This is a genomic window from Rhizomicrobium electricum, assembly GCF_011762045.1.
In the GTDB taxonomy this organism is placed as follows: Bacteria; Pseudomonadota; Alphaproteobacteria; order Micropepsales; family Micropepsaceae; genus Rhizomicrobium; species Rhizomicrobium electricum.
Window position 1 is genome coordinate 66594 of the sequence record NZ_JAASQS010000004.1, and the last position, 26627, is coordinate 93220.

29 protein-coding genes are annotated in these 26627 nt (G+C 62.0%); 8 read left to right on the top strand and 21 right to left on the bottom strand.

What is annotated here, in order from left to right; all coding sequences use genetic code 11:
- The 7 genes from FHS84_RS08375 to cutA form a co-directional block, all read right to left on the bottom strand.
- Positions 1-1377, bottom strand: coding sequence for a sensor histidine kinase (locus FHS84_RS08375; protein WP_166932935.1), 1377 nt, complete (start codon positions 1375-1377; stop codon positions 1-3).
- A gap of 143 nt (positions 1378-1520) precedes the next feature.
- On the bottom strand, positions 1521-1925 hold the full coding sequence (gene folB, locus FHS84_RS08380; protein ID WP_166932937.1) for a dihydroneopterin aldolase: 405 nt from the start codon (positions 1923-1925) through the stop codon (positions 1521-1523).
- 57 nt (positions 1926-1982) lie between these two features.
- Positions 1983-2738: an SDR family oxidoreductase gene (locus FHS84_RS08385; protein WP_166932939.1), complete on the bottom strand. Its 756-nt coding sequence runs from the start codon at positions 2736-2738 to the stop codon at positions 1983-1985.
- Positions 2739-2747: 9 nt separating this feature from the next.
- Entirely contained in the window at positions 2748-3584 is an 837-nt protein-coding gene (locus FHS84_RS08390; protein WP_166932942.1) for an SDH family Clp fold serine proteinase, read from the bottom strand.
- A gap of 299 nt (positions 3585-3883) precedes the next feature.
- Positions 3884-4903, bottom strand: coding sequence for a tryptophan--tRNA ligase (trpS, locus tag FHS84_RS08395; protein ID WP_166932944.1), 1020 nt, complete (start codon positions 4901-4903; stop codon positions 3884-3886).
- Positions 4904-4981: 78 nt separating this feature from the next.
- The gene (locus tag FHS84_RS08400) at positions 4982-7735 is read right to left on the bottom strand and encodes a [protein-PII] uridylyltransferase (RefSeq protein WP_208393770.1); all 2754 of its coding nucleotides are present in this window, start codon (positions 7733-7735) and stop codon (positions 4982-4984) included.
- Positions 7736-7853: 118 nt separating this feature from the next.
- Complete coding sequence (gene cutA, locus FHS84_RS08405) at positions 7854-8180, bottom strand: divalent-cation tolerance protein CutA (RefSeq protein WP_166932947.1); 327 nt, start codon at positions 8178-8180, stop codon at positions 7854-7856.
- A 40-nt stretch (positions 8181-8220) separates the two neighbouring features.
- On the opposite strand from cutA, the gene FHS84_RS08410 reads away from it, so the two are divergent.
- Positions 8221-8589 carry a VOC family protein gene (locus FHS84_RS08410; protein ID WP_166932949.1) on the top strand — a complete coding sequence of 123 codons (369 nt, stop codon included), beginning with the start codon at positions 8221-8223 and terminating at the stop codon, positions 8587-8589.
- A gap of 9 nt (positions 8590-8598) precedes the next feature.
- Here the strand turns inward: FHS84_RS08410 and FHS84_RS08415 are convergent, their stop codons facing one another.
- The 5 genes from FHS84_RS08415 to FHS84_RS08435 all read right to left on the bottom strand — a co-directional run bounded on the left by FHS84_RS08415 (position 8599) and on the right by FHS84_RS08435 (position 12994).
- Complete coding sequence (locus FHS84_RS08415) at positions 8599-8961, bottom strand: response regulator (RefSeq protein WP_166932951.1); 363 nt, start codon at positions 8959-8961, stop codon at positions 8599-8601.
- A 157-nt stretch (positions 8962-9118) separates the two neighbouring features.
- On the bottom strand, positions 9119-10798 hold the full coding sequence (locus tag FHS84_RS08420; protein ID WP_166932953.1) for a carboxylesterase/lipase family protein: 1680 nt from the start codon (positions 10796-10798) through the stop codon (positions 9119-9121).
- A 216-nt stretch (positions 10799-11014) separates the two neighbouring features.
- Positions 11015-11218 (bottom strand): cold-shock protein, encoded by a 204-nt coding sequence (locus FHS84_RS08425; RefSeq protein ID WP_166932955.1) that lies wholly within the window; start codon positions 11216-11218, stop codon positions 11015-11017.
- Between the two features lie 333 nt (positions 11219-11551).
- Complete coding sequence (locus FHS84_RS08430) at positions 11552-12457, bottom strand: tetratricopeptide repeat protein (RefSeq protein WP_166932957.1); 906 nt, start codon at positions 12455-12457, stop codon at positions 11552-11554.
- A gap of 6 nt (positions 12458-12463) precedes the next feature.
- Positions 12464-12994: a superoxide dismutase family protein gene (locus FHS84_RS08435; protein ID WP_166932959.1), complete on the bottom strand. Its 531-nt coding sequence runs from the start codon at positions 12992-12994 to the stop codon at positions 12464-12466.
- A gap of 200 nt (positions 12995-13194) precedes the next feature.
- Here FHS84_RS08435 and FHS84_RS08440 point away from each other — a divergent pair, with 200 nt between their 5' ends.
- The 3 genes from FHS84_RS08440 to FHS84_RS08450 all read left to right on the top strand — a co-directional run bounded on the left by FHS84_RS08440 (position 13195) and on the right by FHS84_RS08450 (position 14719).
- Positions 13195-13578 (top strand): Rap1a family protein, encoded by a 384-nt coding sequence (locus tag FHS84_RS08440; RefSeq protein WP_166932961.1) that lies wholly within the window; start codon positions 13195-13197, stop codon positions 13576-13578.
- Between the two features lie 139 nt (positions 13579-13717).
- Positions 13718-14338, top strand: a complete 621-nt coding sequence (locus tag FHS84_RS08445) for a thymidine kinase (RefSeq protein ID WP_166932963.1) — start codon at positions 13718-13720, stop codon at positions 14336-14338.
- Positions 14339-14458: 120 nt separating this feature from the next.
- Positions 14459-14719 carry a hypothetical protein gene (locus tag FHS84_RS08450; protein WP_166932965.1) on the top strand — a complete coding sequence of 87 codons (261 nt, stop codon included), beginning with the start codon at positions 14459-14461 and terminating at the stop codon, positions 14717-14719.
- 26 nt (positions 14720-14745) lie between these two features.
- Here FHS84_RS08450 and FHS84_RS08455 read toward each other — a convergent pair whose 3' ends face one another.
- The 6 genes from FHS84_RS08455 to FHS84_RS08480 all read right to left on the bottom strand — a co-directional run bounded on the left by FHS84_RS08455 (position 14746) and on the right by FHS84_RS08480 (position 19130).
- Positions 14746-15921, bottom strand: a complete 1176-nt coding sequence (locus FHS84_RS08455; protein ID WP_166932967.1) for a hypothetical protein — start codon at positions 15919-15921, stop codon at positions 14746-14748.
- A 108-nt stretch (positions 15922-16029) separates the two neighbouring features.
- Positions 16030-16563, bottom strand: a complete 534-nt coding sequence (locus FHS84_RS08460; protein ID WP_166932969.1) for a PAS domain-containing protein — start codon at positions 16561-16563, stop codon at positions 16030-16032.
- A 171-nt stretch (positions 16564-16734) separates the two neighbouring features.
- The gene (locus FHS84_RS08465; RefSeq protein WP_166932971.1) at positions 16735-17574 is read right to left on the bottom strand and encodes a MipA/OmpV family protein; all 840 of its coding nucleotides are present in this window, start codon (positions 17572-17574) and stop codon (positions 16735-16737) included.
- 69 nt (positions 17575-17643) lie between these two features.
- A complete protein-coding gene (locus tag FHS84_RS08470; protein WP_166932825.1) occupies positions 17644-17913 on the bottom strand; it encodes a DUF1168 domain-containing protein in 270 nt (89 codons plus the stop codon).
- A gap of 73 nt (positions 17914-17986) precedes the next feature.
- Positions 17987-18190, bottom strand: a complete 204-nt coding sequence (locus tag FHS84_RS08475) for a cold-shock protein (RefSeq protein ID WP_166932973.1) — start codon at positions 18188-18190, stop codon at positions 17987-17989.
- 490 nt (positions 18191-18680) lie between these two features.
- Complete coding sequence (locus FHS84_RS08480; RefSeq protein WP_166932975.1) at positions 18681-19130, bottom strand: DUF695 domain-containing protein; 450 nt, start codon at positions 19128-19130, stop codon at positions 18681-18683.
- 384 nt (positions 19131-19514) lie between these two features.
- On the opposite strand from FHS84_RS08480, the gene FHS84_RS08485 reads away from it, so the two are divergent.
- A complete protein-coding gene (locus FHS84_RS08485; protein ID WP_166932977.1) occupies positions 19515-20075 on the top strand; it encodes a hypothetical protein in 561 nt (186 codons plus the stop codon).
- 105 nt (positions 20076-20180) lie between these two features.
- Positions 20181-21071, top strand: a complete 891-nt coding sequence (locus FHS84_RS08490; RefSeq protein ID WP_166932979.1) for a Kiwa anti-phage protein KwaB-like domain-containing protein — start codon at positions 20181-20183, stop codon at positions 21069-21071.
- Positions 21072-21232: 161 nt separating this feature from the next.
- Here the strand turns inward: FHS84_RS08490 and FHS84_RS08495 are convergent, their stop codons facing one another.
- From FHS84_RS08495 to FHS84_RS08505, 3 genes are all read right to left on the bottom strand, one after another.
- Positions 21233-21448 (bottom strand): hypothetical protein, encoded by a 216-nt coding sequence (locus FHS84_RS08495; protein ID WP_166932981.1) that lies wholly within the window; start codon positions 21446-21448, stop codon positions 21233-21235.
- A 119-nt stretch (positions 21449-21567) separates the two neighbouring features.
- Complete coding sequence (gene uvrB, locus FHS84_RS08500; protein WP_279589296.1) at positions 21568-23868, bottom strand: excinuclease ABC subunit UvrB; 2301 nt, start codon at positions 23866-23868, stop codon at positions 21568-21570.
- Between the two features lie 126 nt (positions 23869-23994).
- Positions 23995-24366: a hypothetical protein gene (locus FHS84_RS08505; RefSeq protein WP_166932985.1), complete on the bottom strand. Its 372-nt coding sequence runs from the start codon at positions 24364-24366 to the stop codon at positions 23995-23997.
- Positions 24367-24673: 307 nt separating this feature from the next.
- Here FHS84_RS08505 and FHS84_RS08510 point away from each other — a divergent pair, with 307 nt between their 5' ends.
- Together FHS84_RS08510 and FHS84_RS08515 are read left to right on the top strand one after the other, a co-directional pair.
- Positions 24674-25069, top strand: a complete 396-nt coding sequence (locus tag FHS84_RS08510; protein ID WP_208393771.1) for a BlaI/MecI/CopY family transcriptional regulator — start codon at positions 24674-24676, stop codon at positions 25067-25069.
- Positions 25066-26625 carry a M56 family metallopeptidase gene (locus FHS84_RS08515; protein ID WP_166932986.1) on the top strand — a complete coding sequence of 520 codons (1560 nt, stop codon included), beginning with the start codon at positions 25066-25068 and terminating at the stop codon, positions 26623-26625. Before FHS84_RS08510 ends, FHS84_RS08515 begins: the two co-directional genes overlap by 4 nt.
- Positions 26626-26627 lie beyond the last annotated feature (2 nt).

The window sequence follows — 26627 nt, forward strand, 5'->3', positions numbered from 1 at the left end:
TCACGCCGCTGCTGCGGCGGATCGGGAGACGGTTCGCACGGGCGGGAAGGTGATGGTGACGCTCGTGCCCCGGCCGGGCGCAGTCTCGATGGCGAGTGCCGCTTCGTGCAATTCGGCCAGGCGTTTGCAAATCGGAAGGCCGAGGCCGGCTCCGGCGGTGTTGTTGGTGAGTGCGTTGGCAATCCGGCCGAACGGTTCCAAGGCTATGGCGACCTGTTCGCGGTCCATGCCGATGCCGGTGTCGCTCACCTTGAGAACGATGCTGCCATCGCGGACTGCCGCCGTCACACTGACCTCGCCGCCCGACGGCGTGAACTTGATGGCGTTGTCGATCAGGTTGAGCAGCATTTGCCGGAGCTTGGCGGTGTCGGCCTTCAAGAGTGGCAGATCGCTGGCGATATAGGCCTGCAGTTCGAGCCCAGCCCGGCCGGCCGTCGCAGCCTTGAGGTCGATCAACGACCGGATGACCTCGCCGGCATCGATTTCGGTTTCCTTCAGTGACAGGGTTCCGGATTCACCTTGGCTGAGCAGCAGCAGTTCTTCCGTGAGAGTCAGCAGATCGCGGCCGCTGGTGAGGACATGCTCGGCGTATTCCTTGTAGCGGGTGTGGCCGAGCTTGCCGAAGATTTCGCCGTGCATGGCTTCCGAGAAGCCGAGTATGGCGTTCAGCGGCGTACGGAGTTCGTGGCTCAGTTGCGCCAGCGTCGACCATTTGTCGGTGCGGGCGGCATCGCGTTCGCCGTGCGCCTTGTCGAGCGAGGTCTTGAGAAGCTGGTTGTCGACGCTGAGTTCGGCCGTCGCCGCGATGAATCGGTTGGTGCGCCAGGCCGTCAGCGAGATGGCGGCATAGTAGATCACCATCATCGCACCGGCACCGGCGATATCGACATCGCGATGAAGGATCGAAACCGTGGTCAGGGGAATGGCGAAGCTCAGGCTGTAGCAAAGATAGGACGGGAAATAGACGGAGATCGTCGACACCGCACCGGCGACCATGCCGGCGGCGGTGACGGCCAGCACGATGTAGTCCATGGCGTCGCCCCAGACCGGCAAGCCGAGGCAGATCGCGCCCCATAACATCCCCGAAGCGAGCGCTCCGAGCGTGAACCGCCGGGCGGCGCACGGCGAGCATCGTGTTTCCGGCGATGTGCGATGGAAGCGCCATAGCAGCATGAGGCGCGCGGCACAGACGGCGCCGACCGCCGCCAGCCACCATGCGAGAACCCAATGCGGATAGAAGTCGGAGAGGAGCCACGCCACCACGCAGGAAATCACGAAGTTGGTGAGAATGGCCGCCGAGGTCCGGTAGAGCAGTTCCAGCTTTTCCGCCAGGATGCGCTCCGATCGCGTCTTTCCGTTCGCAGACGGACCGTGCATCGCGAGGCTCCAGCGGGTTTCGTTTTCAGGCTAGGCGTGCGCTTTTAAGACGAGGTGAACGTGCACCCCGGCGAAGCTGCCGGAACTTAACCATGCCGGATTGGAAACAGAGGCGCCAAAAGGCTTTACGCGAATGTACGTAATTACCGCAATCGCCGCTTGCGCTCGATCTCGACGCCGGCGCTTTCGGCGTTCTTGAGCGCTTCCAGCTTCTCCACCCGCACGCGCACCGTGCGCACGCGCGCATCCTCGAAGCAGATTTCGGCGACGCGTTCGGCCAGCGTTTCGGCCAGGGCGACGTGACCGCCGGCAACAAGCTTGCGCACCTTGCGGGTGATGTCGGCGTAATCGACAACCGACTCGAGACGGTCTTCCGTCACCGGTGCATCCTCCACCGCCATGTCGACGTTGAGGCGCACCTTCTGCGTCTTGCCGTGCTCATGGCTGTAGATGCCGATCTCGACATCGAGTTCGAGATTGCGAATGAACACATGCCGGATGCCGGCTTCGACATCGGCGATCCTGAGCGGATCGGTGGGAGAGGTCATGACTCTAGTTCCTCGCGCGACTTGACCGAAAACCGGCGGCCACTTTTCCGGTCGCGCTCACTCCTTCACCGCGACATCCGCCGTTTGCCAGACAAGGTGCTGGCCGCCGTCCACGGCGATCATCTGGCCGGTGACCGCGTTTGCGCCCAACAGATAGCGCACCGCATCGCAGACGTCCTGAGGCTCGGCGCCGCGGCCGAGGACGGTTGCTTCGCGCTGGCGGGCGAAATCGGTCTGGGACTGACGGGCGTTGATGATGGTCGGGCCGGGACCTACCGCATTGACGCGCACGCGCGGGGCGAGCGCCTGGGCCAGCGTGGTGGTCAGCCATTTCAGGCCGGCCTTGGAAAGGCTGTAGGAGAGGAACTGCGGCGTCGGCTTGAAGACGCGCTGGTCGATGATGTTAACGATGGCGCCTTCGCGGTCGCGGGGAATCTGCTTGGCGAACGCTTGCGACAGCACGAAGGGCGCGCGCAGATTGGTCTCGAGATGGTGGTCCCAGCTTTCACGCGTGACGCTGTACCAGGAATCGTCTTCGAACACCGAGGCCGAGTTGATGAGCCCGGTCAGCGGGCCCAGTTCGGCAACGGCGCGCGCGACCAGCGTTGCGGTTTCGCCTTCGCGCGAAAGATCGGCTTTCAGCAGCGCCACCTTCACGCCCGCGGTCATGGCATCGGCGCAGGTGGCGCGCGCTTCCTTTTCCGAGCTGTTGTAGTGCAGCGCGACGTCGAAGCCGTGGCGCGCCAGATCGAGCACGATGGTGCGGCCCAGCCGTTTGGCGCCGCCGGTGACAAGAATGGTTCCCGCAGTCATGGGACTAGATTAGGCCGTCCCGAGGGCCGCTTCCAGATGGGGTTCGGGCTCGCGGCGGTGGATGAACTTGATCTGGGATTCCAGTTCGCGAAGCTGCCGGAGCTGCGCCCGCCTGGTGCCGATGAAGCGGTAAAGGGCGGCCGGAACGCCCCGCGAGACGTTGATCCCCAGCTCCTTGGCGGCGGCGAAACGGATCAGCTCGGCGTGATAGGAGCGCCCGTTGGTCAGCCGCCGGGCAAGGGAGATCCGCGCCTTGGCCTTTTTGTGGTTGGGATGGATCAGGCTATCGATCGTCTGGGCTTCGTCTTTCAGCGCCCGTTCGGCGACTTTGGCGGCAAGGCGCAGGGTCTCGCTGGCGCGCGGACCGGCTTTGCGGGCCAGTTCCACCAAATCGCGGGCCGGCGTGCCTTCGATGTGAATGTCGATCGGCGTCAGGTTGGCGTCGTTGCCGAGGTGGATTTCCTCGCAGGCGAGCGCCACTTCGGTGCCGGCGGATTCGGCGTAGAACGGTACGAACGCGGCGGTGTTGCGCCGTCCGATCAAGGCTGCAGCGATGCGGTTGGCGGCGGTGGCGCTGCCGCCATGGGTGTGCAGGATGACGTCGACCGGATCGTCGGGATTGAGCTGCGCCAGCACGGTGAGAAGGTCGGTCGCGTCCTCGGCATCGAGGCCTTCATCGCCTTCATGAATCAGGGCCAGCACGGTCCGCCCTGGGCGCGGCCAGAGGGCTTGCAGTTCGCGCTGGGTATGGATCCAGTCGTTTTCGATGGAATTTCGGCGGGCGCTGGCTGCCGCCAGAAATCGTACCGCACCGTCACTGTAGAAACGCACGTCTCTCGTGGCCATGGTCATCCCTTGCAACATGGCGCGTACCGTCGATGGCAAGACAGGGAAAGAGAAGACCTAAGGTAATGTAAGCGAATGCTGAAAGCCCCAATTCCCAACGACACCAGTTTCCGGAACTCCGTCTCAGTATCAACCAAACGGGTTCCTTGTCTGGAATTCAGAATTGCAACGTTTCCAACCCGGTGCAATCTCGATGATCGCAACTAATAAGTAGTCGCAGTACTCGAATGGGTATTTGCACGTAAGTCTTGTCGGGCGCGACGGAAGCCGTCCCAACAATGTCACAAGACGTGCGTGGTTTAGTGGCTGAAGCCGACGATCTTCTTGGCTTCCGCGATGACCGGAGCGGCGATTGCCGCGGCCTTCTCTGCGCCGTCCTTCAGGATGCGGTCGAGTTCGACCGGATCGGTCAGGAGTTCGCGCATCCGCGTGGCGATCGGTGCGATCTTGGCGACCGCCAGATCCGCGAGCTCGTTCTTGAAGCCCGAGAACTGCTGGCCGGCAAAGCGGGCGACGACCTCCGCCTTTGACGTGTCGGAAAGAGCCGCAAAGATGTTGATCAGGTTGTCCGCTTCGGGGCGGCCTTCGAGACCTTTCTCGTCCTCCGGCAGCGGATTGGGATCGGTGCGGGCCTTGCGGATCTTCTGCGCCACCGCGTCGGCATCGTCGGTGAGATTGATGCGGCTCATGTCGCTGTCGTCCGACTTCGACATTTTCTTGGAACCGTCGCGCAGGCTCATGACGCGGGTGCCCGCACCCATGATCACCGGTTCGGTGAGCGGGAAGAAGTCCGGCACGTTGAAGTCGTTGTTGAACTTCTGGGCGACGTCGCGAGTCAGTTCGAGGTGCTGCTTCTGGTCTTCGCCGACCGGCACATGGGTCGCCTTGTAGACCAGGATGTCGGCCGCCATCAGCATCGGATAGGTGTAGAGCCCGACCGAGGCGCGTTCCTTGTGCTTGCCGGCCTTTTCCTTGAACTGGGTCATGCGGTCGGCCCAGCCGAGGCGGGCGACGCAATTGAAGATCCACGCCAGTTCCGCGTGTGCCGGCACCGCCGACTGCGCGAACAGGACGGACCGCGAGGGATCGACGCCGGCCGCGATATACGCTGCCGCGACTTCGCGCACCGCGGTGCGCAGCTCCTCGGGTTTGCCATAGCCCACGGCGGTGATGGCGTGCATGTCGACGACGCAATAGATGCACGGCATCTTGTCCTGCAGCTTCACCCAGTTCTTCAGCGCGCCCAGATAGTTGCCGAGGTGCAGCGTGTTGGTCGGCTGCATGCCGGAAAAGACGAGGGGCTGGTGGGTGCTGGACATGGTAAAAATTCCCGATTTCTTAGGCGCGGTTATGGCGCGAACGGGCCTGCGTTACAAGGCGCGCTGCGACACAGGCCTTTACTCGTTCAGCTTGCCTTCCACCGCGCGTAGCAGGATTTCCTCGATCGCCTTCAGCCGGTCCGGATGGATGATTTTGTGGCCGTAGCCGTCGCGCACATAGAACACGTCGACCACGCGCTCGCCATAGGTGGCGATCATCGCCGAGGAGATGCTGAGGCCGCTTTCGAACAAGGCCGTCGAGACGTCATAAAGGAAGCCGACGCGGTCGCGGCCGCGGACTTCCACCACGGTCGCCGCGTTGGACGCCTCGTTGTCGAAATTCACCCGGCTCGGCACGTTGAAGGCGCTGGCTCTGGTTTTCGCCGGGCGCTTGGCGAACAGGGCGCGCGGTACGGTTTCGCCGCGTACGATCTTCAGGATGGTCTGCTTCAGGCGTTCGACCCGCGTGGCATCGCCGAACGGTCCGCCGTCGGCGTCCTGCACCGAGAAAATATCGAGCGCGAAGCCGTCCGAGGTCGTGAACACCTTGGCGTCGACGATGGAGCCGCCTGCGGCCGCCATGGCACCGGTGACCTGCGCGAACAGGCCGGGATGGTCGGGCGTATAGACGGTGATCTCGGTCACCGCGCGGAAGGCATTCGAGACGGCATCGAGCGCCAAGAGTTCGCCCTTGGCGTCGGCTTCGGTCATCATCCGCGCATGGCGGACATGGGCCTCGGTGTCGATCGTCAGCCAATAGGTATCGTAATGACGGCTGATCTGGCGCTCGCGCTCTTCCTGCGGCATGTCGCCGAGTTGCTGCTCCAGCGCCGCTTTGGCGTCTTCGACGCGGGCCGAATGCGAGCGCGTCTGGTCGCCGCCCGAGATCAACGATTCCGCTTCATAGAAAAGCTCGCGCAGGAGTTGGCCCTTCCAGCCGTTCCACACGCCCGGCCCGACGGCGCGGATGTCGGCGACCGTCAGTACCAAGAGCATGCGCAGGTATTCCGGCGACTGCACCATCTCGACGAAATCGCGCACCGTCTTGGGATCGGCGATGTCGCGGCGCTGGGCGGTGTCGCTCATGACGAGATGATGCTCGACCAGCCAGCACACCGTGGCGGTGTCGTCTTCGGAGAGCCCCCATCTGAGGCAGCAATGACGGGCGATCTCGGCGCCGATCTTGGAATGATCGCCGGGCAGGCCCTTGGCGATGTCGTGCAGCAGCAAGGCGCAATAGAGCACCTGGCGCTTGGCGATGCGCTTCATGATGTCGTGGGCGATCGGATGATCGTCCTGCATGCCGCCGTGCTCGATCTTGGCGACGTTGCCGACGGCGCGGATGAGATGCTCGTCGACCGTATAGTGGTGATACATGTTGAATTGCATCAGCGCCACGATGCGTCCGAACTCCGGCACGAAGCGTCCGAGCACGCCGGATTCGTTCATCCGCTTCAGCGCTTTTTCCGGATCGTTCTTGGACGACAGGCATTCGAGAAACAGCTTGTTGGCCTCGGGATCGGCGCGCAGCTTGTCGTCGATGAGGTCGAGCGACCGGGTAATGGTCCGAAGCGCATCGGGATGGACCGGAATGCCCTTGGTGTCGGCCATGTGATAGATGCGCAGGAGATTGACCGGGTCCTTCTTGAAGATGTCGGGACGCGCATTGATGCGGCCGGATTCGACGAAGAAATCGTCGTCATTGGTCCTCAGCCGCATAAATCCCGGCATGATGCGCGCAAGCGAGTGGCGGGTCTTCTTGCGGTTCTGGACTTCGAGCGCCTTGCAGAAGATGCGCGTCAGTCCGCCGACATCCTTGGCGACCAGGAAGTAGGCGCGCATGAAGTTCTCGACCGCCTCGCGCGGGTTCTCGCTCGTATAGCCCATCGCGCTGGCGACGCCCGGCTGGGCATCGAACGACAGCCGTTCTTCGGCGCGGCCCATCAGATAGTGCAGCCGCACGCGCACGTCCCACAGGAAGGCTTCCGCCTTGCGGAAGGTCTCGAATTCGTCCTTGGTGAAGACGTTGTATTTGACGAGTTCGGCGGCGTCGTAGACGTGGTAGAGGTACTTGCCGATCCAGAACAGCGTCTGCAGATCGCGAAGCCCGCCTTTGCCTTCCTTGATGTTGGGTTCGACCAGGAAGCGGCTTTCGCCTTGCAGACGGTGGCGCTCCTCGCGTTCGGCGAGCTTGGCTTCGACGAATTCCTGACCCGAGCCGGTGGCGACTTCACTCCAGAATACCTTGCGCAACTGGTCGTAGAGCCCGAGATCGCCCCACAGATAGCGCGCCTCGAGAATGGCGGTGCAGATGGTGACGTCTTGCTTGGCCAGCCGCACGCACTCCGGCAGCGAGCGCGTGGCGTGGCCGACCTTCAGCCCGAGATCCCACAGCATGTAGAGAATGAATTCGATGACGCGCTCGTCCCACTCGGTCGGTTTGTTGGGGCGGATGAAGAGCAGATCGACATCGGAGCCGGGCGCCAGTTCGCCGCGGCCGTAACCGCCGGTGGCCACCACGGTGAGATGCTCGGATGCATTCTTCTTCGACCGGGGAAAGAACGCCTTGACGGCGAAGTCATACAGCACCTGGATGACGGCATCCTGGATCGCCGAAAGCTGCCGTGCCGCTTCCTGTCCGTGCAGCCGGCCGGTAACGACCTGGTCCTTGACCCGTGCGCGGGCGTTCTGGAATGCGCCTTTGATGACCAGCAGGGCCTCTTTGCGCAGCTCGTCTTTGGCGGCGATGCGCTGACCGAGCGCGAACAGGTCCTGGCGCAGTACCTCGCCGTCGAGCGGCACGATACGCGGCGTTTTCTTGGCTGCACTCACCGGCGGGTAATCCTTCGATCCGAAGGCCATCAAAAAGCGGGTTGCGCCCAAAGGCAAGGCGCTAAAGCGCTTCACCGAAAGGTGGATTCCGGCCTCGGGCAGGAACGTGCGGGAATGCCTACGGGCCGCCTAAAGTTTGGGCACGAACCCAGGCGAGATAATCCGGAGAGCCGCTTTCGATGGGCAAAACCAGAAAGCAGGGCACTTCATAGGGGTGGAGCTGCCGGGCCGCGGCGATGACCTGCTCCGCCAGGGCACGGCGGGTCTTGAACAAGGCCGCGATTTCCGTCGCCGTCTCGCGCTTGCCTTGCCAGGCGTAAACGGATGTGATCGGCGCCGACAGGTTGGCGCACGCCGCCAGTTTGGCGTCGACGAGATGCTCCGCAACCGTCAGGGCCGAAGCCTGATCGGGAAAGGTCGAATAGACGAAGACGTAATCGCTCATCCCGTGCACTATAGCGGTCTCGTTCGATGGAGAGAATGGCATGGCAAAGATCACCGGCCTGGGCGGAATATTCTTCAAGTCGCCCGATCCGAAAACGCTGGCGGCTTGGTATCGCGATGTTCTCGGTCTGGAGCTGGCCGAACACGGCGTCGCGATGCTGTCCTACGACGCGCCGGGACATCCGCCGTTTGTGGTGTGGACTCCGTTTGCCGCCGACACCAACTATTTCGCGCCGTCCAGCCGCGAACTGATGGTCAATTTCGCCGTCGACGATCTCGACGGCTTCGTTGCGATGCTGACGGAAAAAAGCATCGCGGTGCTCGGCCGCGAGGATTACGACTACGGCCGCTTCGCCTGGATCATGGATCCGGACGGCACCAAGATCGAGTTGTGGGAACCGAAGGAGTAGGCCCGCGCCTCAGGCGAGAACCTTATCGACCACCCGGCGCAATTGGTCGGCGGAGAACGGTTTCACGATCCAGCCCGTGGCGCCGGCTTTTTTGGCCTGCTGCATCACGCCGGGACTCGACTCCGTCGTGATGAACACGATCGGCACGCCGTTGTGATCGGCGCGCTGGCGGATGTTTTGGATGAAAGCGAGGCCGTCCATTTCCGGCATGTTGAGATCGGTCAGTATCAGATCGAATTTCGACCGTCCGGCAAGGGCGAGTCCTTGCACGCCGTTGGCGGCTTCTCTGACGACGTGACCTAGTCCCGTCAATGCCAGCCTGATCGCGTCCCGCACACTCGCAGAATCATCCAGCACAAGAATCGACGCCATCGCACGCCCCTTCGAAATTCGTCGGCGGGAAAATTCGCATATGGGGAGAGCGGCGCAACCGGCGGCCTGATACGACCTTTACGACAAGTTAGGAGAAACTATAACGATCCCGGAAACGAAACGGCGCGGAATTGCTCCCGCGCCGCTCGCCGAATTCTCAAGCCAGTAGAATTTTCCGCACCGCGCCTTCGGGATCGTCGATCATGCCGCAGTGGTTGTCGAACACCATGGTCTGGCAGCGGACCGGATCGCTCGGCGTCCAGGCCAGACCCGGCTGGCTGGGATTGCCGGTGCGGGCGAAATTGGCCCATGCCGTCGCCATTTTCTTGGCCAGTGCCTGCGCTTCCGGCGTATTGCCGGTCCCCTGTTCGCAGCGCTTGGTGTTGTCGAAGCAGAAGGCCAGTTCGGCCGTGTGCCAAGCCCCCATGAAGCCGTCGAGCATCGGCGACTGCCACGAGAACCAGTAGGTGTAGACCGGCGCGCCGCCTTGGTCGTGCTTCAGTTTGGCCATGCGCTGCACATTGTTGCGGATGGCTAGGCCGGCGACGCCATAGGACAGCGTGCGGATCTGCTTTTCGGGATGGGCTTTCTTCATGGCGGCGATGAGGGCATCGGCTTTGGCGGCGCCATAGCCTTGCGTGAGCTGCTCGCGCCATTGCGCTTCGGTCGGATTGTTGCGGTAGATGCCGGCTTCTTCGCTGACCGAGCCGATCAGCATCGGCACCCGCTTGGAAACCTCGGGCGCCACATCCTGGAAGGAGCGCACGTTGATGATCTTGCCGTCCAGTGTCGGGCTCCAGCCCACGCGCGGCGTGGTGGGCATCGGTCCCGGCACGAAAAATCCGCGCCACGGCGGATTCATCTTGGCGGCCACGGCATTGCCGGTGGCGAACAGCTTCGCCCATTCCACTTTCTGCAACGCCGCGATGTCGCCGACGCCGAGTTCCTTGAAGATCTGGCGGGCGTATTCCTTGGATTGTTCCGCGGTGGGAATGAGACCGCCGCCGCCCGATTGCACCGAGGCGCGATGGATGAGCCCCGCCGCCGACGGCATGCCGAGCAAGGTGGTCACCTTGGAGCCGCCGCCCGACTGGCCGTAGATCATGACGCGATCGGGATCGCCGCCAAAATTGGCGATATTCTCGTGTACCCAGCGCAACGCCGCGACGAGATCCGTCATGCCGACATTGGCCGAGCCTTCGTAAGCGGCGCCGCCGAGTTCGGAGACATCGAGGAAGCCGAGCGCATTGAGGCGGTGGTTGACCGAAACCTGGACGACGTCGTGGTGGCGCGCCATCTGGGCGCCTTCATGGCTGGGAAGTTCGTACGACGATCCGAACGAGAATCCGCCGCCATGGAAATAGACCATCACGGCGCGCTTGCCGGTGAGGCTCGGTGTCCAGATGTTGAGCTTGAGCATGTCCTCGCTCATCGGGCCGTCGTCCCAGTCCTGCAGGAACGATTGCTCGATGGATGTGAAGTCGTGCAGGTTTTGCGGGCAATTGTCCCCGTAAATCAGCGCCGGATATTCGTCGTCCCAGGGCTTGGGCGGCTTGGCCGGCAGCCAACGGTTTTCGCCGGCGGTTGTTGCGCCGTAGGGAATTCCTTTGAAGGTGAAAACCCCGCCGTCGACGAAGCCGCGTACCTTGCCGTACTGCGTTTTGGCGATCGCGCTGCGTGGCGTCGTACAGTTCCCCGGCGCCTGATGCGCGGCGGTCTTGATGCTGCCGACGGCGCCCGCTTCGTGCGGCAGGGCAATGCCGGCGCCCGCGACGGCCGAAAGCAACATCGCACTCCGGCGATTGATGCCATTCTCTTCTTTTGTGTTCCTGGTCATGGACAATCCCTCCTGGTTCTTGTCTGACAATAGGTCAGACCTTTATCAAAAGGTTGTCCAGCGCTGCTGCCGGTGCATTTGGTCGGTGGTGCGATTGTGACCGCCGGCGCACAAAAACGAAACGGCGTGGGATTGCTCCCACGCCGCTCGCTTGTTTGATGGTCACACCGCCTATCGCGAAACCGCTAGGGCGATGCTCCCGTCAAGTCCTTCAGCTCAGACGAGCTTGAGGTTGACCGCCTTGGGGCCGCGCTTGTCGGCTTCGACGTCGAAGCTGACCTTCTGGCCTTCATTGAGCCCGCGGAGACCCGCAGCCTGCACGGCGGTCATATGGACGAACACGTCCTTTCCGCCGCCTTCCGGCGCGATGAATCCGAAGCCCTTGGTGGTGTTGAAGAACTTGACTTGACCGATGGTCATGACGGCTTTCTCCTGAAAGCATTGGTAGTGTCTGCCCCGAACACCATGTTCGTTGCAGTCGTCAAAGTCGCGTCAGTGTTTTCAGGAAAAGCGTCGTAGTCGTCACTCCAGGCCAGTCCCCTCGCGGGCTACTACGTCCCGAAAGGAGAGGTTGGGCGCGCTTGAAACTTGTCTCTGTGGCTTGCGCGGCCTCGACGGCGGAATCCTTAGCTGACGCTCCGCATTTAGGCAAGACGGGGGCAAAACCGCCTACTTTAGCGGTATTCTAATCTGTGTCATGCCAGCCTTTACCGGCCCGGTTAGGCCGGAAAAGGCGCCGGGCTCGGTCCGGGATCAGTCCTCGGCGACCACTTGCATCGGCTCGGCCATCTGCTGCTTCAGCTTGCCTTGCCATAACAGGATGCGGTCGCGGTGGGCCTGGAACTCCTTGTCGTCGGCCGGGATCAGCTCGAGATAAGCCTTCATGTGATAGACCGCGTTCTCGTAATCGCCGGTCTGCGCATAGACCATCGCGGCGTTGTAATGGCCGTTGGGCCACAAGGGCTCCAATGCCAGACCGCTTTCGAACTGGTTCAGCGCGTCATCGAAATTTTTGGCGTTGACCGCATCGACGCCGAGCATGCCGTACTGGCGCACCTCGTCGGACAGCGCAGGTTTGTCCTTGGCATCGCGGAAAGCGTTGGCCTTGGCTTTGAACGCGTCCCAGCCGGCGGCGCGTTTGGCGGCTTCGCACGGCTTGGGCCAGGGGGCGCGCTGCGACTTGTATGCGAGCGATATATGCTCGGTGCGGTGCAAGGTCCCGTTCGGGTTGACCTCCGCGACAAGGGTTTCGCCGCTGATCTCGATCGTGTTGCCGCCGTTGGTGAGTTTGTAGTTGCGGTCGATCTTCGGTCGCCGCGCCGCAATTTCGGCCACCGCCACGGGGCCGACTACCGTGCCCTGAAACATCAGGGTCAGATCGTCCTGGCCGAGCACGCTGCGATAGTTCATTTCGGCGGCGCCGCCCCGGTAATAGCCGCGCGGCACCGCCTTGGCGCCGAAATCGTAGATGGTGGTGATGTAATAGCCTTCGCCTTGGCGGCGCAGGAGGAAGCCGGTCACCTGGTTCGGCCGCCCTTTGATGTTGCTCGAGGCATCGTCGATCCAGCGCCCCTCCAGGGTCAGCGGACAAGTATCTTGCGCCAATGCGGACGGGATGAGGGCGAAAGCGGCTGCTGCGGCGAGGAGAATGCGTTTCATGGAACCTCACTTGTGCTTCTTGGGAGCGCGAATGATCGTGCCGCAGGCGAGGCGGGCGCCGGCGCGGCCGTCGGGCTGGCTCAGATAGTCGTCGCTGGCGGCGTGGACGATGATCGAGACGCCGTTACGCCCGAAGATCGAGCGTTTGCCGTCGCCGAGCGAAATCGCGGTGGAATAGAGGCTGGCATGCAGGGTCCCGTCGGCGGCGGCAAACTGCAACGGCAGGTCGCCCGGTTTGGGGCCGCCTTTGGCGAAATAGCCGTGCGCGCGGCCGAGCTCGAAATCGAGTACCGGTCCGGCCGAGGCAAAGCCCGTCTTGGGATCGCACGTTCCACTGTCATGGATCAGGACGGCGTGCGGGCCGGGCTGCAGCCCGGTCACCCGGATCTCGATCAGGACGCCGTGGGGGGCCGCCTTGAAATGGGCCTCGCCGGCGGGACGTCCGTTGATGTCGATTATCCGGGCGGAAGCTGTCGGTCCCGCCGCAGCCGCCATGCTCAACGCCGTCGCTACGCCGATACCGAGGAGTGCGCGCATGACCGCCCCCGATCCGCCATTCCACTTTCCATTGTGGCCCTGCTCGGGCCGGTGCGGACGCGGACAGAAGGTCGCGTCCCGGTCCGTCCGGGCGGATTCGGGGCGCTGACGGATCGCGACGTTGTGGTACACTTGTCGGTGTGCCCGGAAGGCCGTCCGCTGGCAATGAGACGGCTCGTGTTCGAACCAAGGGGGTAACGATGAAGAAGGTGTTGTGGGCTTGCGCTGCCGCCGCCGTCCTGGCCGCTGCGGCGCCCGCCGAGGAATTGCCCAGGCTCTCCGATTTCCTGTCGAGCTGCTATCGTGATAACGGCGCCTGCCAGCAGAAGATCAAGAATTATATCGAGGCGTCCAAAACCCAGCACATTATCTGCCTGCCGGAAGACGTCTCGGTGCGCGAAGCGGCCAGCGCGACGCTGAGCTGGCTGCGCAAGGAAGAGAATTACCCGGCCTCGCTCAAGGAGCAGCCGTTCGACGACGGGCTGTTCGAAGCCTCCACCAAGCTTTATCCCTGCAAGACCGAGGAACCGCCGCCGCCTCCGGTGCCGCCGCCGGCCGATGCGCCGTCGGGGTCGCCGTCCTAGCCGACTCTGTCGCAGGCGGGACAGAACGTCCTAAGTGGTTCTGATCCCCCTGTTTTCCACAGACTGTTGACCTCACGGTTCGGACGAACGCGGTTCGAATCGTGTTTAAGTCCGCTCGCATCAGAGCCGGGACCCGTTCATGACATCGCGTTTGGAAGTCATCGTCGGGCCGATGTTCTCGGGCAAGACCGAGCGGCTGATCGCCAAGCTTCATCGTGCCCAGTACGCCAAGAAGCGGGTGCGCATCCTGAAGCCGGCCCACGACACCCGGACCCAGGGCTACATCGCATCCCGCGCGGTGATGCCCGACGGGACCACCCAGATCACCGACCAGCTCTCCGCCGTGATGGTCCACGACGAGGAAAGCTTCTGGAAGATCGTGAACCTCAACAAGTTCGACGTGCTGGCGATCGACGAGGCGCAGTTCTTCCCGCTCGACACCCCGATGCGGGATTCGCTCGGCTGGTTCGGCCGCGCCATCCGCAGATTGCTGCGCGAGCGCCGCAACACCGATCTTCGCATCATCGTTGCCGGCCTCGATATGGATTTCGCCGAGGAGCCGTTCGGGCCGATCCCTGGTCTTCTGGCTATTGCCGACAATGTCGAGAAGCTGACCGGCGTATGCATGATCTGCGGCTCGGATGCCGGCTACATCTCCTACCGCATGATCTCCGACGACAAACAGCTCGTGGTCGGCGATATCGGCGAGTACCAGGTACGCTGCCGCAGCTGTTACGAGCCGCCGCGCAAGAAACCCTGAGCCCTCGCATTGTCACAAGCTTTGCCATCGGGGTGCCGTCATCCCGCCGGAATCCGCACGTTTTCCCTGTGATTGATCCGGCTGCCCTCAGCGGGCGGCGGCAACACGGGAGACGAGCAGATGCTGAATGCCCAACCGAACACAGTCGCTATTCTGAAAAAGCTTGTGCTGGCGAGCGCCGTGGTGAGCCTGACGACGTTCGCGGCGGGGTGCGCCAGCCGTTACGACGATGACGGCTATAGTTATACGGACAACGGCTATCGCCACCGCGACTATAACGGCAGCACCCGCTGGCACGACCGGCATGACAGCGACAGCAAGCGGGTCCGCGTCTGCGACGAGGACGGTGACGACTGCCACTGGGAATACCGCGAACGCTAAGCCTATTCGAACCGGGGCGCGCGTCTCTATTTGGCGTTGAATCGCAGCGTCGGGCGGGCCCCGTCCCCTGGCGCTTGGCTGGAGGCGAAGCTGAAATTCAACGCCCCCTGGCCGTAGAGCGCGATGCCTTTCGAGGTTCCGTCGATCAGCCGCTGCATGACGGCGGGATTGATCTCGATGACGGTTTTGCCGTTGCGCTGAAGCGCCGGCTGCACATCGAAGAAGAGCTGTCCGTTGAGGACGTCCAATACCGGTCGGCCGGCGAAGAAGCTGTCCCAGGTGACGCTGTCGCGCCGGATATCGGGCGCCGTGTTCTTGATCTCGACGGCGCGCAGATAGCCGAATTCTTCCAGATTGGTGGGAGCCCAGGCGGCGGTGGTGGTGGTCAGTTCCAGCGTGCCCCAGCCGTCGGCTTTCTTGCCGCGGAATGTGGAAAAATCGAATTTGAGAAGGGTGATCTGGCTGCCGCTGATGGCATTGACATGCACGCCCAGAGTGCCTTCGTCGGGATTGAGTTCGGTCCAATCCTTCAGGTTCGCCCAGGGATAGGCGGAATCGATGATGGCGTCCTCGGCGACCGTGAGCGTGTTGTCGAAATGCGCCGGCAGGGCGGGGCGGTAAGGCAGCGGATTGCCGAGATCGTTGGGCGTCTCGACCACGCTGGCTTTCACATACGCGATCTCGGCGGTGTAGAGAGCGCGGCCCATGTCGGTCATGCCGAGGGTGATGAAAACGTCGTCGCCCGGCTTCACGTCGAGCCCGGTATTGGTCCAGGCGATGGTGTGCCAATCGGTGTCGCCGATATCGAACTCGCGCAGGTTGGCGTGAAAATCGGTGGTGCGGTTGGTGTTGATCTGGAAGTGCACCCGCCGTGGCGCGTCCGACAATCGCAGTTTCATTTCCATCCGCAAGGCGTGCCCCGGCCGGGTGAGGGCCGCCATGTCGATGTCCTTGGTGACGGCGCGCTTGATCAGGGCCCAATAGATGTTGCGCCGGTCTTTGCGCGCATCCACGGTCATGAAGCCGTGACGGTTCTTCTGGGTGAAGCTGACGGTCGCCTCGCCCGAGCCGGTGAGCGTGCCCCAGCCGGTCTTGAACGACGGATCGACGGCAAGCGTTTTACCCTGAAAATCCTCGACGAACGCGGCCCCGGCGGAATGGCAAACGAGCACCGCCGCCAGGGCGGCGAATAGAAGCTTCATGGCTGTTCCCTCTCCCAGCGATCGTGCCGGCGATTTTTGTTAACGCAACCGTAAGCGAGCCGCGGCCTGACGGCAATGCGGGGAGAGGAAACCGAGTTCCGGATGCCTTCAGCTTGCGACAAGCATGAGATCGTCTTCGCTGATCAGTCTCGCCGGTCCGTGGCCGGCGTACATTTCGATATCGACGTCGGCGACTTCCGGGATGGATATGCCGCAGATGGCGTTCAGTTGGCCGTCGTCGTCGGCCATCGGAATCAAGAGCCGTTCGATGAAGATGGACTTTTTTTCCGGCCAGGCGTAACGCGCGCGCATGAACGAGGGATTATGCGTTTCCACCACACGATCGTAGGTTCGGCGCAATGCCATGCCCAACTCGGGATCGGGAAATTCGCTCAGCCGCACGCCCTTGAACTCGTAACCGAACAAAACCGCCATCCGCTTTCCTGAGAAGCTGCAATAGTAATCGTTGCCGTTGTCGATGACGTCGAGCAGATAGATGTAGTCGCAGATCGCCCAGACGCGATGCGGATCGAACGCGCTGTAGCGCGGCAGATCGCTGTCTCCGGCCAGTTCCATGGCGTAGTGCGCCAAGCCGGCAATCTCCGGACGGATATTGCGTGCGAACAGATTTCCGAAGTTCATCGCGGAACTCCTGCATCCGACACTTCGCACCCCATACAATTATCGCAGGGAGCACCTACCCCGTACAACATTTTGGCGAAGCGGCGTTGGACGGCTGTTTCGAAAGTCGTTCGAATTCTATCGAACCGCCGCGGGATTGCTGACTTTTCGCGCGTGGAGTTTCGTAACAGGCTAAAGTACGTAGCCCGCCACGATGCCGGCGAAGTACTGATTGGGGTCGCTGGTCACCGGGCTGTCGGCGGCCGGGCCCATCATACGGGCGTAATATCCGCGAATGCCGACGCTGAAATGGCGCGACAGGAACTGGTCGACGGAGAGAGCGACGCCGGCCCGGTTGAAACCGTCGCCGGGGGTGAAGACCGGCAGACCGCTGGCCGCGGAATCGGCGGGCGATACCCCGAAATACTTGCGCATGTAAGGCCGCGAAACCCACGAAAGATCGCCCGTCAGCGAGACGATGAAGCCGGGGTTCACGTATTCGATCGGCCGGCGGATCGTGGCGCGGGTGACGATGGTCCAGCCGCCTTTCTCGCCGTAGACCGCATTGTCGGCGGCAACCGTGACGGTCTCGCCCGAGCGCGGATCTTCTGCGACATGCTCCCATTCGATGAAGCCGCCGGCGGTCTCGGTATCGTCGAGGTGTTTGAAATAACGCACCGGCGAATTGACGTTGCCGCGCCCGCGCCGGAAACCGATCAGCGGTCCGGCATGCCATTGTTCGCTGTCGATCAGATTGAAGCGCAGCGATCCGCCTTCGAAACGGGCGTAGTAGTTTTTGTAGTTCAGCCGGCCCTCGATGTAGGGCAGCAGAACGTACGAACTCGAGCCTTCGTATTCCGGCAGGAGACTGAGCCCGAGCGAGCCGTAGCCGGCCCAGTTGGATTGGCCTTCCGCCGGGACCTCGGAGGCCACCGCGGTATTGCCGGTATTTGCCGTGTTGTTGTTTTGCGCCCACGCCGGCCCCGCCAAGACGGTTGCCGCCACGGCCACCGCCGCCCGCCACACTCGCATCGATGATTCCTCTGTCACATCAGAGGGAACAACGAGGGGCAGCACGGCCGGTTCCGCGCCGACGGTGCGTTAGCGCGCGCGGGGCTTGCTGGCTTTACGGGTCTTGGGTGCCGGTGCCGGAGCGTTGGCGGCGGCGATGCGATCGGCTTCTTCCTTGGCCAGGCGCAGGGCGCGCAACTTGGCGGTCTTGGCCGCATCGGCGGCCTGCTGGCGCTCGATTTCCTTGCGCACTTCCGTATCGCGGCGCTCGGAAGCAGCGAAATGATCCATGGCGTTGCGGCGTGCCGTTTCGCGTTTGGCGGCGGACGGCGCAACGGTCTTGGTATTGTCGTCGGACATAATCAGCCTTTCAGGCCCCCTTACAGGATACAAAAACGCTGGCGGCAGAGAATCCTCCGCCGCCAGCGATGTTTCAGACCGCCTTAAGATTGGCAGCCTTGGCGCCGCGCGCATCCGGCTGGATGTCGAACGACACTTTCTGGCCTTCCGCGAGGCTACGCATGCCGGCCGCTTCGACAGCGGTCATGTGGACGAATACGTCCTTGCCGCCGCCTTCCGGAGCGATAAAACCGAAGCCTTTGGCGGTATTGAAGAATTTCACAGTTCCGATGACCATTTGTTTTCCCTTTGACATCGAAGTTCCGCACCGCGCGACAGGCGCGGCCGGGCGTGGAAAACGAGAGCATCAGCTTTGTAGAGAAGGGTTCGTTCGGTCGTCGCGCGCAGTGGCGGTCGGTATCCGTTGGAGCGCTTCGCCTGACGACGACGTAACAACCACGTGCGACAGACTGTATAGGATGTCGAGCCAATAGACAAATCCCGCCGCGAACCGCCTTTTCTCCCGCTTACAGCGGCCGCAGGAGGCCGTCCGGGCGCGCTTTCGGCAACATAATTGTTATGCGGGTTTTGGAAGCAGGAGGGGGTGTTCCCCCCGCGGGCAAATGGGAAAAGCCGAATTCAATTCCCGAAAAACGGACCTAACCTCTTGTTCGCGTGCACCAATCGCCTTGCAAAACCGGACGTGGCACGGCGACCGGCGCAGGTCTGCTACCGCTTCCAAGCGGCCGCGTGCGCCTCCACCAGATATGGGGCGCTGCGGGGCGCTTTCAAGCCCGTTTGGCGCGCGCTTCGATGGCGGCCAGTTCGTTGGGGCCGGGGCGGAGGAATTTGCGATAGACGGTCCAGTCCGCATCGCGCCCCGAGGCGGTGTGATAGTAATAGCCATAGCTGCGAAGCTGCTCGAAGGCGCGCTCGAAGCGGTGGCGCAGAATCGTGAACACCGACGCGTAGCAGACGAACACGCGCGCCATCGCCGTGGTCGAGCGCCCGACATAAACGGCCTCGTAGCGCGCGGCCAGGAGTTCGACGTGCGCCTCGATGGCGTCGAGCAGATCGGCTTCCTCTTCGGGGCTGAGATCGCAAGGTTCTTCCGGATCGCGACCGACGCGCAGGTACACAATCATCGGCCGCTCGGCCTGCGGCGCTTCGACATCGAGATCGACCGCATTGACGGCGGCCTCGCCGTCCACCTCACAGAAGTAACCGACCCAGCCCATGCCGCCCCCGCTTGCGAGGGAGCATAGCGGATTCGGGGGTGACGGCGAATGGGTGCTTACTCTCTCTCTTTCTCGGTATGGCTGGCCTCGCGCTGATTACGTGGCTGGCGGCCTCCGCTGGTGCGTCGATTGCGGTAGAGCCGTTTTCCGGATTGCCGCGTACATGATGTCGGTACTCGTGCAATTCTCCACTTCGCAGACACGGTGCATTCAAATTCCACTGATTACGTGACCTACTCTGTACGTATCTAGAGGCTGTGGGCCCAGGTAAGTTGCCGAATATGCAATTCTTTCAATTGGGTGGTCCGGCACTAAACGCAATACCTTGCAACATAGAGCAATGTTCGCTATTTGTTCTTGTTAGGTCGAACTCCAGGTGACGAGATGAAAGGACTTTATCGCTTCGCGTTCCTCGTTTCTTCGTTCGGTCCGCTGTTTCTCATTTTGGAGGTCAAGACTCTGCTAGATGCGAGTTCACCTCTTATTGCGAGATGGGGTATGGCATTGGCCTTTGTTGCAAGCCTTCTATTTACCCGTCTCATTCTCGCGGGCATTACCCGTTCTGCCCCGCAGACACACGATGTGGTGGAGCTTAAGGCGAAAGATACTGACATATTCCCGTATCTGATGACTTACATACCATCCTTAATTTTTCGCGATCTGTACAAGCCAGAGGTGGGCGTTCCTCTTGCCCTGCTCTACCTAACAGTATTCGTCTTGTATTTTCGCATAGATAGCCCCTACGTGAATCCATACTTGGCTCTACTAGGATTCCGAGTCCATGAGGGGCGAATGAAGGAGAGCCGCTCCCAGTTTATTTTGATTTCACACGGTCGCGCTCTGGATGGAGTCGAAACATTGCAGCTACACGAGGTCGCGGGTGGGCAGACTACTGTTTACTACTACGAGTATACTAACCGCGTGGAATCAGAGCCGGCGAGGTAATTGTCGCCAATGCCGCCTAAAATAATTAGCGCCAAAAGTGCAATTGAATCTCTGCACTCTAGCTTGGAATCGGGAAGTCTTTCGCAAGCGTCATCGACTGTCTTCATGCTTTCGAAGGCAGGCAAAGAGCCTCATGAAAAATGGAAACGAGTTCGCTGGGCTAGGGATCTTGAGCGCGATTATCGAAAACTATTGGCAGGTAGTTTGCTCGAGACAACTCGAACAGAAATGGTGCGTCCGTATTCGTTTGAAGGAATGGTTGAAGGTGGGTTAGGGTACTGGTCGCTCGACAAATTGCAGGCTGAAAAACCCTGGCCGTACTATCCTCCCGAATTGGACTGGCGGCATGTATTTGATGGGTCCGAACCACATTTTTCAAAAATCGAACTGCTGGTTTCGGTAGTTAAGTTTGCTACCGGAAGGGAATTGATCTGTTACCGTCGACAGTCGTCAAATGCGTTAGCAAAGCGGCCAAGTCGTCTGACGGCCGTTCTGGACCCAACGGAACACATTTTCAGAAAGCCTTCTGGCTCAATCTTTCAATTGGACTATAGAACAGATTTCTTCCTCTGGGACGGACATATATTCATTCTGCGGCAGAGTGTTTTTGAATCGCTAACGCACATTATTGAAGCTACTGAAGCTAAAGCCACGGCGGCACTGGGTAACATCGCGAGCAGCGCATCGGTGTCTATCGATAGGTTCGATGAATTTCGAAAAGCTGTATTGGCCCGTGGTAGATCGCGAAAGAGATTGGCGAGCGCGGAGCAGAACGGAATCCTTTCTGAAATAAACGCAGATCAAATTGAGGCTTGCATAGCTGAAGTAGGGCTTTCTATTAGGCGGCATCGAGAGGGAGAAAAGCTCGTGTTGTCTCCCAATTTGGAGTCCGGATCCGAACTTGATGATTTGGTAAAGGTATTAGTTGACTACTTTACGAGGGGGCTTTCTTCTAAAGCTATATACGCCACAGATGTAAAACACCGATTGCGTTGAAGTGCATGCGTTCTCTGTCACATCACCGCAATTGCGAGTGATCCTGAGTGCGCGAGTATGGAGCGGAATTGAATCCCCTAGACCTATCACTAGCTTGATTTCGCCCAGATATTCATCGTTTTTAGCGTTTCTCACTGCAACGGCGCTCTGCGATGTACCCATCAGAACTGCCGCGAAGGCGGCTGCGCAACACGCATCTTCTTTGACTTGGTCGTGGACAAGCCTGATGACGGCAGTTTGCGTTTGGCTTTGATCTTCTTTGCGGCGCGCGCGAATTCTTCGCCGAGGGCGTTGTAGACGGCACGGACTTTGATGTCTCTGAGCTTCTCGCGCTTCCAGTCGTCGACCAACAGCGTCGATTTTGGTTTGAGACGCATCGCAAGTCCCCCCTTCGTCTCGGCGCTGACGCGCCGATCGCGGGCCTACGCTGTCGCTACCCGCTCCCCCGTGAACGACGGGGGCAGAAAACGGAGCGGCAATGTACACCAAAAAGGCCTTACTTGCTCCTGCTGCCAAACGTCTTCGGCACGTTCGGCCGCGACTGGCGTTTGAGGCGTGAGCGCGAGCCTTTGGTGCCGGGTTTGTCCGGTTTCTTCGGCGCCGTCTCCCGCACGCCGTCGCGGACGGCGTTGAGAAATGCCTGATCGACGGCGTCTTCCACCGCGCTCTGGCGCGCGAAGGGATCGTCGGCGACCGCCAGTTCCACCGTGGTCAGGCGCTTGATTTCGTCGCGCAGCCGCGCGGCTTCTTCGAATTCGAGATCGGCGGCGGCTTCCTTCATCTTCTTTTCGAGATCGGCGATGTGGGCCTTGATGTTGTGGCCGATGAATTCCTTGCCGTCCTCAGCGAAGCCCAGTTCGCCCTGACCGACCACCACGTGATCGCGCTCGTACATCGAGCCCATGATGTCGGCGATGTTCTTCTTGATCGATTGCGGCGTGATGTTGTGGGCGGCGTTGTAGGCCTTTTGCTTCTCGCGGCGGCGCGTGGTCTCGGCCATCGCCCGTTCCATCGAGCCGGTGATGTGGTCGGCATAGAGAATGACGTTCGCATCGACGTTGCGCGCGGCGCGGCCGATGGTCTGGATCAGCGAGGTTTCGCTGCGCAGGAACCCTTCCTTATCGGCGTCGAGGATCGCCACCAGCGCGCATTCGGGAATGTCGAGGCCTTCGCGCAAGAGGTTGATGCCGATCAAGACGTCGAAGGCGCCGAGCCTGAGATCGCGGATGATCTCGATGCGCTCGATGGTATCGACGTCCGAATGCATGTAGCGCACCCGGATGCCTTGCTCGTGCATATACTCCGTCAGGTCTTCCGCCATTTTCTTGGTCAGGGTCGTGACCAAGGCGCGATAGCCGCGCTTGGCGATCAGGCGGCATTCGGCGATCAGGTCGTCGACCTGGCTTTCGACCGGGCGGATTTCCACCGGCGGATCGATCAGGCCGGTGGGGCGGATGACCTGCTCGGTGAAGACGCCGCCGGTGCGTTCCATTTCCCAATCGCCGGGCGTCGCCGAGACGTAGACGGTTTGCGGCCGCATCGCGTCCCATTCCTCGAACTTCAGCGGCCGGTTGTCGATGCAACTCGGCAGGCGGAAGCCGTATTCGGAAAGCGTCGATTTGCGCCGGTAGTCGCCTTTATACATGGCGCCGATCTGCGGCACCGTCACGTGGCTTTCGTCGGCGAACACCAGCGCGTCGTCGGGCAGGTATTCGAACAGGGTCGGCGGCGGCTCGCCGGGTTTGCGGCCCGTCAGCCAGCGCGAATAGTTCTCGATGCCGGCGCACGAGCCGGTCGCTTCGATCATCTCCATGTCGAAATTGGTGCGCTGCTCCAGCCGCTGCGCTTCCAGCAGCTTGCCTTCCTTGCGGAACTGCTCCAGCCGCACGATCAGCTCCGCCTTGATGCCTTTGATCGCCTGGGCCAGCGTCGGACGCGGCGTCACATAGTGCGAATTGGCGTAGACTTTGATCGAGTCGAGCGTGCCGGCGCTGCGCCCGGTCAACGGATCGAATTCGGAAATCTGATCGACTTCGTCGCCGAACAGTTCGACGCGCCAGGCGCGGTCTTCGTAGTGCGCCGGGAAGATGTCGATGACATCGCCGCGCACGCGGAAGGCGCCGCGGACGAAATTGTCGTCATTGCGCCGGTATTGCAGGGCGGAAAGTTCGCGCATCAGGTCGGTGCGGTCGATGCGGCCGCCTTTCTTCAGCGTCAGCGCCGTGCCCGAATAAGTCTCCACTGCGCCGATGCCGTAGATGCACGACACGCTGGCGACGATGATGACGTCGTCGCGTTCGAGGATCGCACGCGTCGCCGAGTGGCGCATGCGGTCGATCTCTTCGTTGATCGAGGAATCCTTCTCGATATAGGTGTCGGTGCGCGGAATGTAGGCTTCCGGCTGGTAGTAGTCGTAATAGGAGACGAAGTACTCGACCGCGTTGTGCGGGAAGAAGCCTTTCATCTCGGCGTAAAGCTGCGCCGCCAGCGTCTTGTTGGGCGCCAGGATCAAGGCCGGCCGCTGCACCGTCTCGATCACCTTGGCCATGGTGAAGGTCTTGCCCGAGCCGGTAACGCCCAAAAGGACCTGATCGCGCTCGTTGGCATTGGCGCCGCGCACGAGATCGGCGATCGCGGTCGGCTGGTCGCCCGCCGGTTCGTATTCCGACACCAGGACGAAGCGCTTGCCGCCTTCGGATTTCTCCGGCCGCGAGGGGCGATGCGGGACGAATCCCGCAATCTCCGCCCCGGTCATCTCGCCGAAGCCGCGCAATTCCCCCGGCCCGCGGGGCACCATGCCGTTGTTATGCATGGGGAGGAATATAGGGGCTCGTTCCCGCTTTGTGCAGTCCCCAGATGCAGGGCAGGGTTGCCGGCGGTCACACGCGAGGTGCACCGCGTCCGGCGCACCTCGCGGGGAAGGCTATTTCTTGCAGAACGCCTTGGGATAGGCGGCGACGCCGTTCGGCTTCACCGTCACATGGATCGGCGCGGTGGCGCCTTTCAGCGGCGAGAACTGCAGCACGGCATCGCCGGCCTTGTCGGCGCAGGCGTTGATTTTCGCGGTGAATCCGGCCGGAACTTCGCCGCTCTGAACCGTGCGCACGAAGCTGGCGGTGCCGATCGCGACGGCGCAGGTCTTGTCGGCCACATTGGCGGCGGCCGGTCCGGCGCACTCGTTCTTGAGCGTCAGCCACAGGCCGGGCGGATCGCTGACGGCCGGGGCGTCGGCAGCGAAGGCGGGCGCGATCAGAACGGCGGCGGCAAACGCAACGGGTCTGGCAAGCGATGTCATGGGTCTCTCCCGTGTTGAAGGTTGAGGAATACGAACCAGACAGGGGCGCGGGTTTAGGGGCGGGGTAAGGCCAAGTCAAGCAGTCGCGCGGGCTATTACTTGCAGTGTTTTCGATACGTCTGTCGTGTGCAGTCGAGTTGGCGCGATATTGCAATAAATCCGAATAATCGCACCCGATGTATACAACCTCGTCTTGGCGTCCAGGTTGTCCCGCCGCCTTACGCCGATTTCACAAGGGCGTGAATTGACGGCCGCGCCGGATGGTGCCAAAAATTTAGCACCAAAAATTTGGCACCCGGAGAGCAGTGTGACGGCCAGACCCGACAAGACTGACGGTTTTTCGCGACGCGAACGCGAGATCATGGATGCGCTCTACAAGCTCGGCAAAGCGACGGCGCAGCAGATTGCCGATGCGCTTCCCGATCCGCCGTCGAACACGGCGGTGCGCACGCTGCTCACCATTCTCGAGAAGAAAGGCCATGTCCGCCACAGCCTCGACGGCGTGCGCTACGTCTACGAGCCCAAGGTGGCGCGCGAGAAGATGGCGCAAAAGGCGGTCAAATCGGTGCTCGCCACCTTCTTCGACAATTCGGTCGAAGGCGTGGTGGCGGCGCTGCTCAATCAGGACGATCTGAAACTGTCGCAAGGCGAACTCGACCGCCTGGCGGTGCTGATCGAAAAGGCCAAGGAGGAGGGACGATGAGCATTCTCAACGCGCTTCTGTTTGCGCTCGTCGCGTTTGCCGGATCGTTCGTCGTGCTCGGTGCCGCCTGGGTGGCGGGCCGCGGCCGAGCCGCCGCCGTGCGCCATCTGATCTGGACCGGCGCGTTTGCGGTGCTGCTGGCCTTGCCGCTGGCGGCGCTGCTGCTGCCGTCGCAGATGACCTTCCTGTTGCCCGCCGCGCCGGTAGCGGCCGACGGTCCGGTGGTCGCGACGGCGCCGGCCGCGACGGGCATCGATGCCGCCGATGTGGTGCTGGCCCTCGTCGCGCTGTGGTTTGCCGGCGTGCTGTTCCATCTCGGCCGTCTCGTCGTCGGCGGCATCGGTCTCATCCGTCTTCACCGCCGCTCCGTCGCGCATATTCCGCACGGCATTGGCGAAGCGCCGTTCCGCGGCCTGTCGTGGCAGCTGCGCCTCCGCACTTCGCCGTCGTCGGAAGCGGGGCCGCTCACCTGGGGCGTGTTGCGGCCGGTGGTGCTGCTGCCCAAAGCCTCGGTGACGTGGCCGCGCGAACGCCTGACCAGCGTTCTGTTGCACGAAGCCGCGCATGTCCGCCGCAAGGATTGCCTTTGCCGTCTGATCGCGATGGCCGCCTCGGCGCTCTACTGGCCCAATCCCTTGGTGTGGCTCGCCGCCCGCGCCATGCGCGCCGATGCCGAACGCGCCGCCGACGATGCCGTGCTGACGGCCGGAGTCAAACCCACCCGCTATGCCGAACATCTGGTCGGCCTGGCGCGCGAATTTTCCGGCGTCTCGTTTGCCATGAGCCTGTCGATGGCCGAACGCCGGATGCTGAACACCCGCGTCGAAGCCATTCTCGATCCCGCCCAACCCCGCTCCGGAGTGACCAAAATGGATGTGTTGAAACTCGGCGTCGCCGCTGTGGCCCTGACCGCCGGTCTGGCCCTGGTGCGTCCTTCGCTCGCCGAAGAGCCGGCCCCTGCACAAAAGCCTGCCGCCGCCGCGCCGCATCAAACGCCGCCGACCCACAAGACCATCAAACACACCGGACACATCGTCCATCGCGGCGTGGTGGTTGCCGATGTCGACGATGTGCAGGATCCGCCGGACCCGCCCGAGCCGCCGGATGTGAATGTTCCGCCAGAGCCTCCGGCTCCGCCCGCGCCGCATATGTCGGCCGTACCCCCGGTTCCGCCAGTCCCGCCGGTGCACGCTCTTAGCGCCGCCCAACGCGCCGCGGGCCAGGCCCAGGCTCATGCCGAAGCGCGCCGCGCCATCGCCGAAGCCCGCCGTGCGCTCGCCGAGGTCGACATCCATCAAACCGTGCAGCAGGCGATGAAACAGGCCGAACAGTCGATGCGCGAAGCCAAGATCGGCGAAGCCGAAGCCAGGAAGGCGCTCGCCCGCATGGACATCGACCGTGTCGTCGGCGAAGCGATGAGAAAAGCCGAGATCGCCATGCAGAAGGCCGAAGCGGCGCAAGCCCGCGCCGAACGCAAGCGGCTCATCATCGAACACCGCGTCACCAAAGACGGCGACACCGTCATCGAAGATTCGTCGCGAACCGACGAAGAGTAAGA

Excerpts from the sequence above, each read along its gene's own strand:
- FHS84_RS08375 (WP_166932935.1), bottom strand. The coding sequence starts at position 1,377 with ATGCACGGTCCGTCTGCGAACGGAAAGACGCGATCGGAGCGCATCCTG.
- folB (WP_166932937.1), bottom strand. The coding sequence starts at position 1,925 with ATGACCTCTCCCACCGATCCGCTCAGGATCGCCGATGTCGAAGCCGGC.
- FHS84_RS08385 (WP_166932939.1), bottom strand. The coding sequence starts at position 2,738 with ATGACTGCGGGAACCATTCTTGTCACCGGCGGCGCCAAACGGCTGGGC.
- FHS84_RS08390 (WP_166932942.1), bottom strand. The coding sequence starts at position 3,584 with ATGGCCACGAGAGACGTGCGTTTCTACAGTGACGGTGCGGTACGATTT.
- trpS (WP_166932944.1), bottom strand. The coding sequence starts at position 4,903 with ATGTCCAGCACCCACCAGCCCCTCGTCTTTTCCGGCATGCAGCCGACC.
- cutA (WP_166932947.1), bottom strand. The coding sequence starts at position 8,180 with ATGAGCGATTACGTCTTCGTCTATTCGACCTTTCCCGATCAGGCTTCG.
- FHS84_RS08410 (WP_166932949.1), top strand. The coding sequence starts at position 8,221 with ATGGCAAAGATCACCGGCCTGGGCGGAATATTCTTCAAGTCGCCCGAT.
- FHS84_RS08415 (WP_166932951.1), bottom strand. The coding sequence starts at position 8,961 with ATGGCGTCGATTCTTGTGCTGGATGATTCTGCGAGTGTGCGGGACGCG.
- FHS84_RS08420 (WP_166932953.1), bottom strand. The coding sequence starts at position 10,798 with ATGACCAGGAACACAAAAGAAGAGAATGGCATCAATCGCCGGAGTGCG.
- FHS84_RS08425 (WP_166932955.1), bottom strand. The coding sequence starts at position 11,218 with ATGACCATCGGTCAAGTCAAGTTCTTCAACACCACCAAGGGCTTCGGA.
- FHS84_RS08430 (WP_166932957.1), bottom strand. The coding sequence starts at position 12,457 with ATGAAACGCATTCTCCTCGCCGCAGCAGCCGCTTTCGCCCTCATCCCG.
- FHS84_RS08435 (WP_166932959.1), bottom strand. The coding sequence starts at position 12,994 with ATGCGCGCACTCCTCGGTATCGGCGTAGCGACGGCGTTGAGCATGGCG.
- FHS84_RS08440 (WP_166932961.1), top strand. The coding sequence starts at position 13,195 with ATGAAGAAGGTGTTGTGGGCTTGCGCTGCCGCCGCCGTCCTGGCCGCT.
- FHS84_RS08445 (WP_166932963.1), top strand. The coding sequence starts at position 13,718 with ATGACATCGCGTTTGGAAGTCATCGTCGGGCCGATGTTCTCGGGCAAG.
- FHS84_RS08450 (WP_166932965.1), top strand. The coding sequence starts at position 14,459 with ATGCTGAATGCCCAACCGAACACAGTCGCTATTCTGAAAAAGCTTGTG.
- FHS84_RS08455 (WP_166932967.1), bottom strand. The coding sequence starts at position 15,921 with ATGAAGCTTCTATTCGCCGCCCTGGCGGCGGTGCTCGTTTGCCATTCC.
- FHS84_RS08460 (WP_166932969.1), bottom strand. The coding sequence starts at position 16,563 with ATGAACTTCGGAAATCTGTTCGCACGCAATATCCGTCCGGAGATTGCC.
- FHS84_RS08465 (WP_166932971.1), bottom strand. The coding sequence starts at position 17,574 with ATGCGAGTGTGGCGGGCGGCGGTGGCCGTGGCGGCAACCGTCTTGGCG.
- FHS84_RS08470 (WP_166932825.1), bottom strand. The coding sequence starts at position 17,913 with ATGTCCGACGACAATACCAAGACCGTTGCGCCGTCCGCCGCCAAACGC.
- FHS84_RS08475 (WP_166932973.1), bottom strand. The coding sequence starts at position 18,190 with ATGGTCATCGGAACTGTGAAATTCTTCAATACCGCCAAAGGCTTCGGT.
- FHS84_RS08480 (WP_166932975.1), bottom strand. The coding sequence starts at position 19,130 with ATGGGCTGGGTCGGTTACTTCTGTGAGGTGGACGGCGAGGCCGCCGTC.
- FHS84_RS08485 (WP_166932977.1), top strand. The coding sequence starts at position 19,515 with ATGAAAGGACTTTATCGCTTCGCGTTCCTCGTTTCTTCGTTCGGTCCG.
- FHS84_RS08490 (WP_166932979.1), top strand. The coding sequence starts at position 20,181 with ATGCTTTCGAAGGCAGGCAAAGAGCCTCATGAAAAATGGAAACGAGTT.
- FHS84_RS08495 (WP_166932981.1), bottom strand. The coding sequence starts at position 21,448 with ATGCGTCTCAAACCAAAATCGACGCTGTTGGTCGACGACTGGAAGCGC.
- uvrB (WP_279589296.1), bottom strand. The coding sequence starts at position 23,868 with ATGGTGCCCCGCGGGCCGGGGGAATTGCGCGGCTTCGGCGAGATGACC.
- FHS84_RS08505 (WP_166932985.1), bottom strand. The coding sequence starts at position 24,366 with ATGACATCGCTTGCCAGACCCGTTGCGTTTGCCGCCGCCGTTCTGATC.
- FHS84_RS08515 (WP_166932986.1), top strand. The coding sequence starts at position 25,066 with ATGAGCATTCTCAACGCGCTTCTGTTTGCGCTCGTCGCGTTTGCCGGA.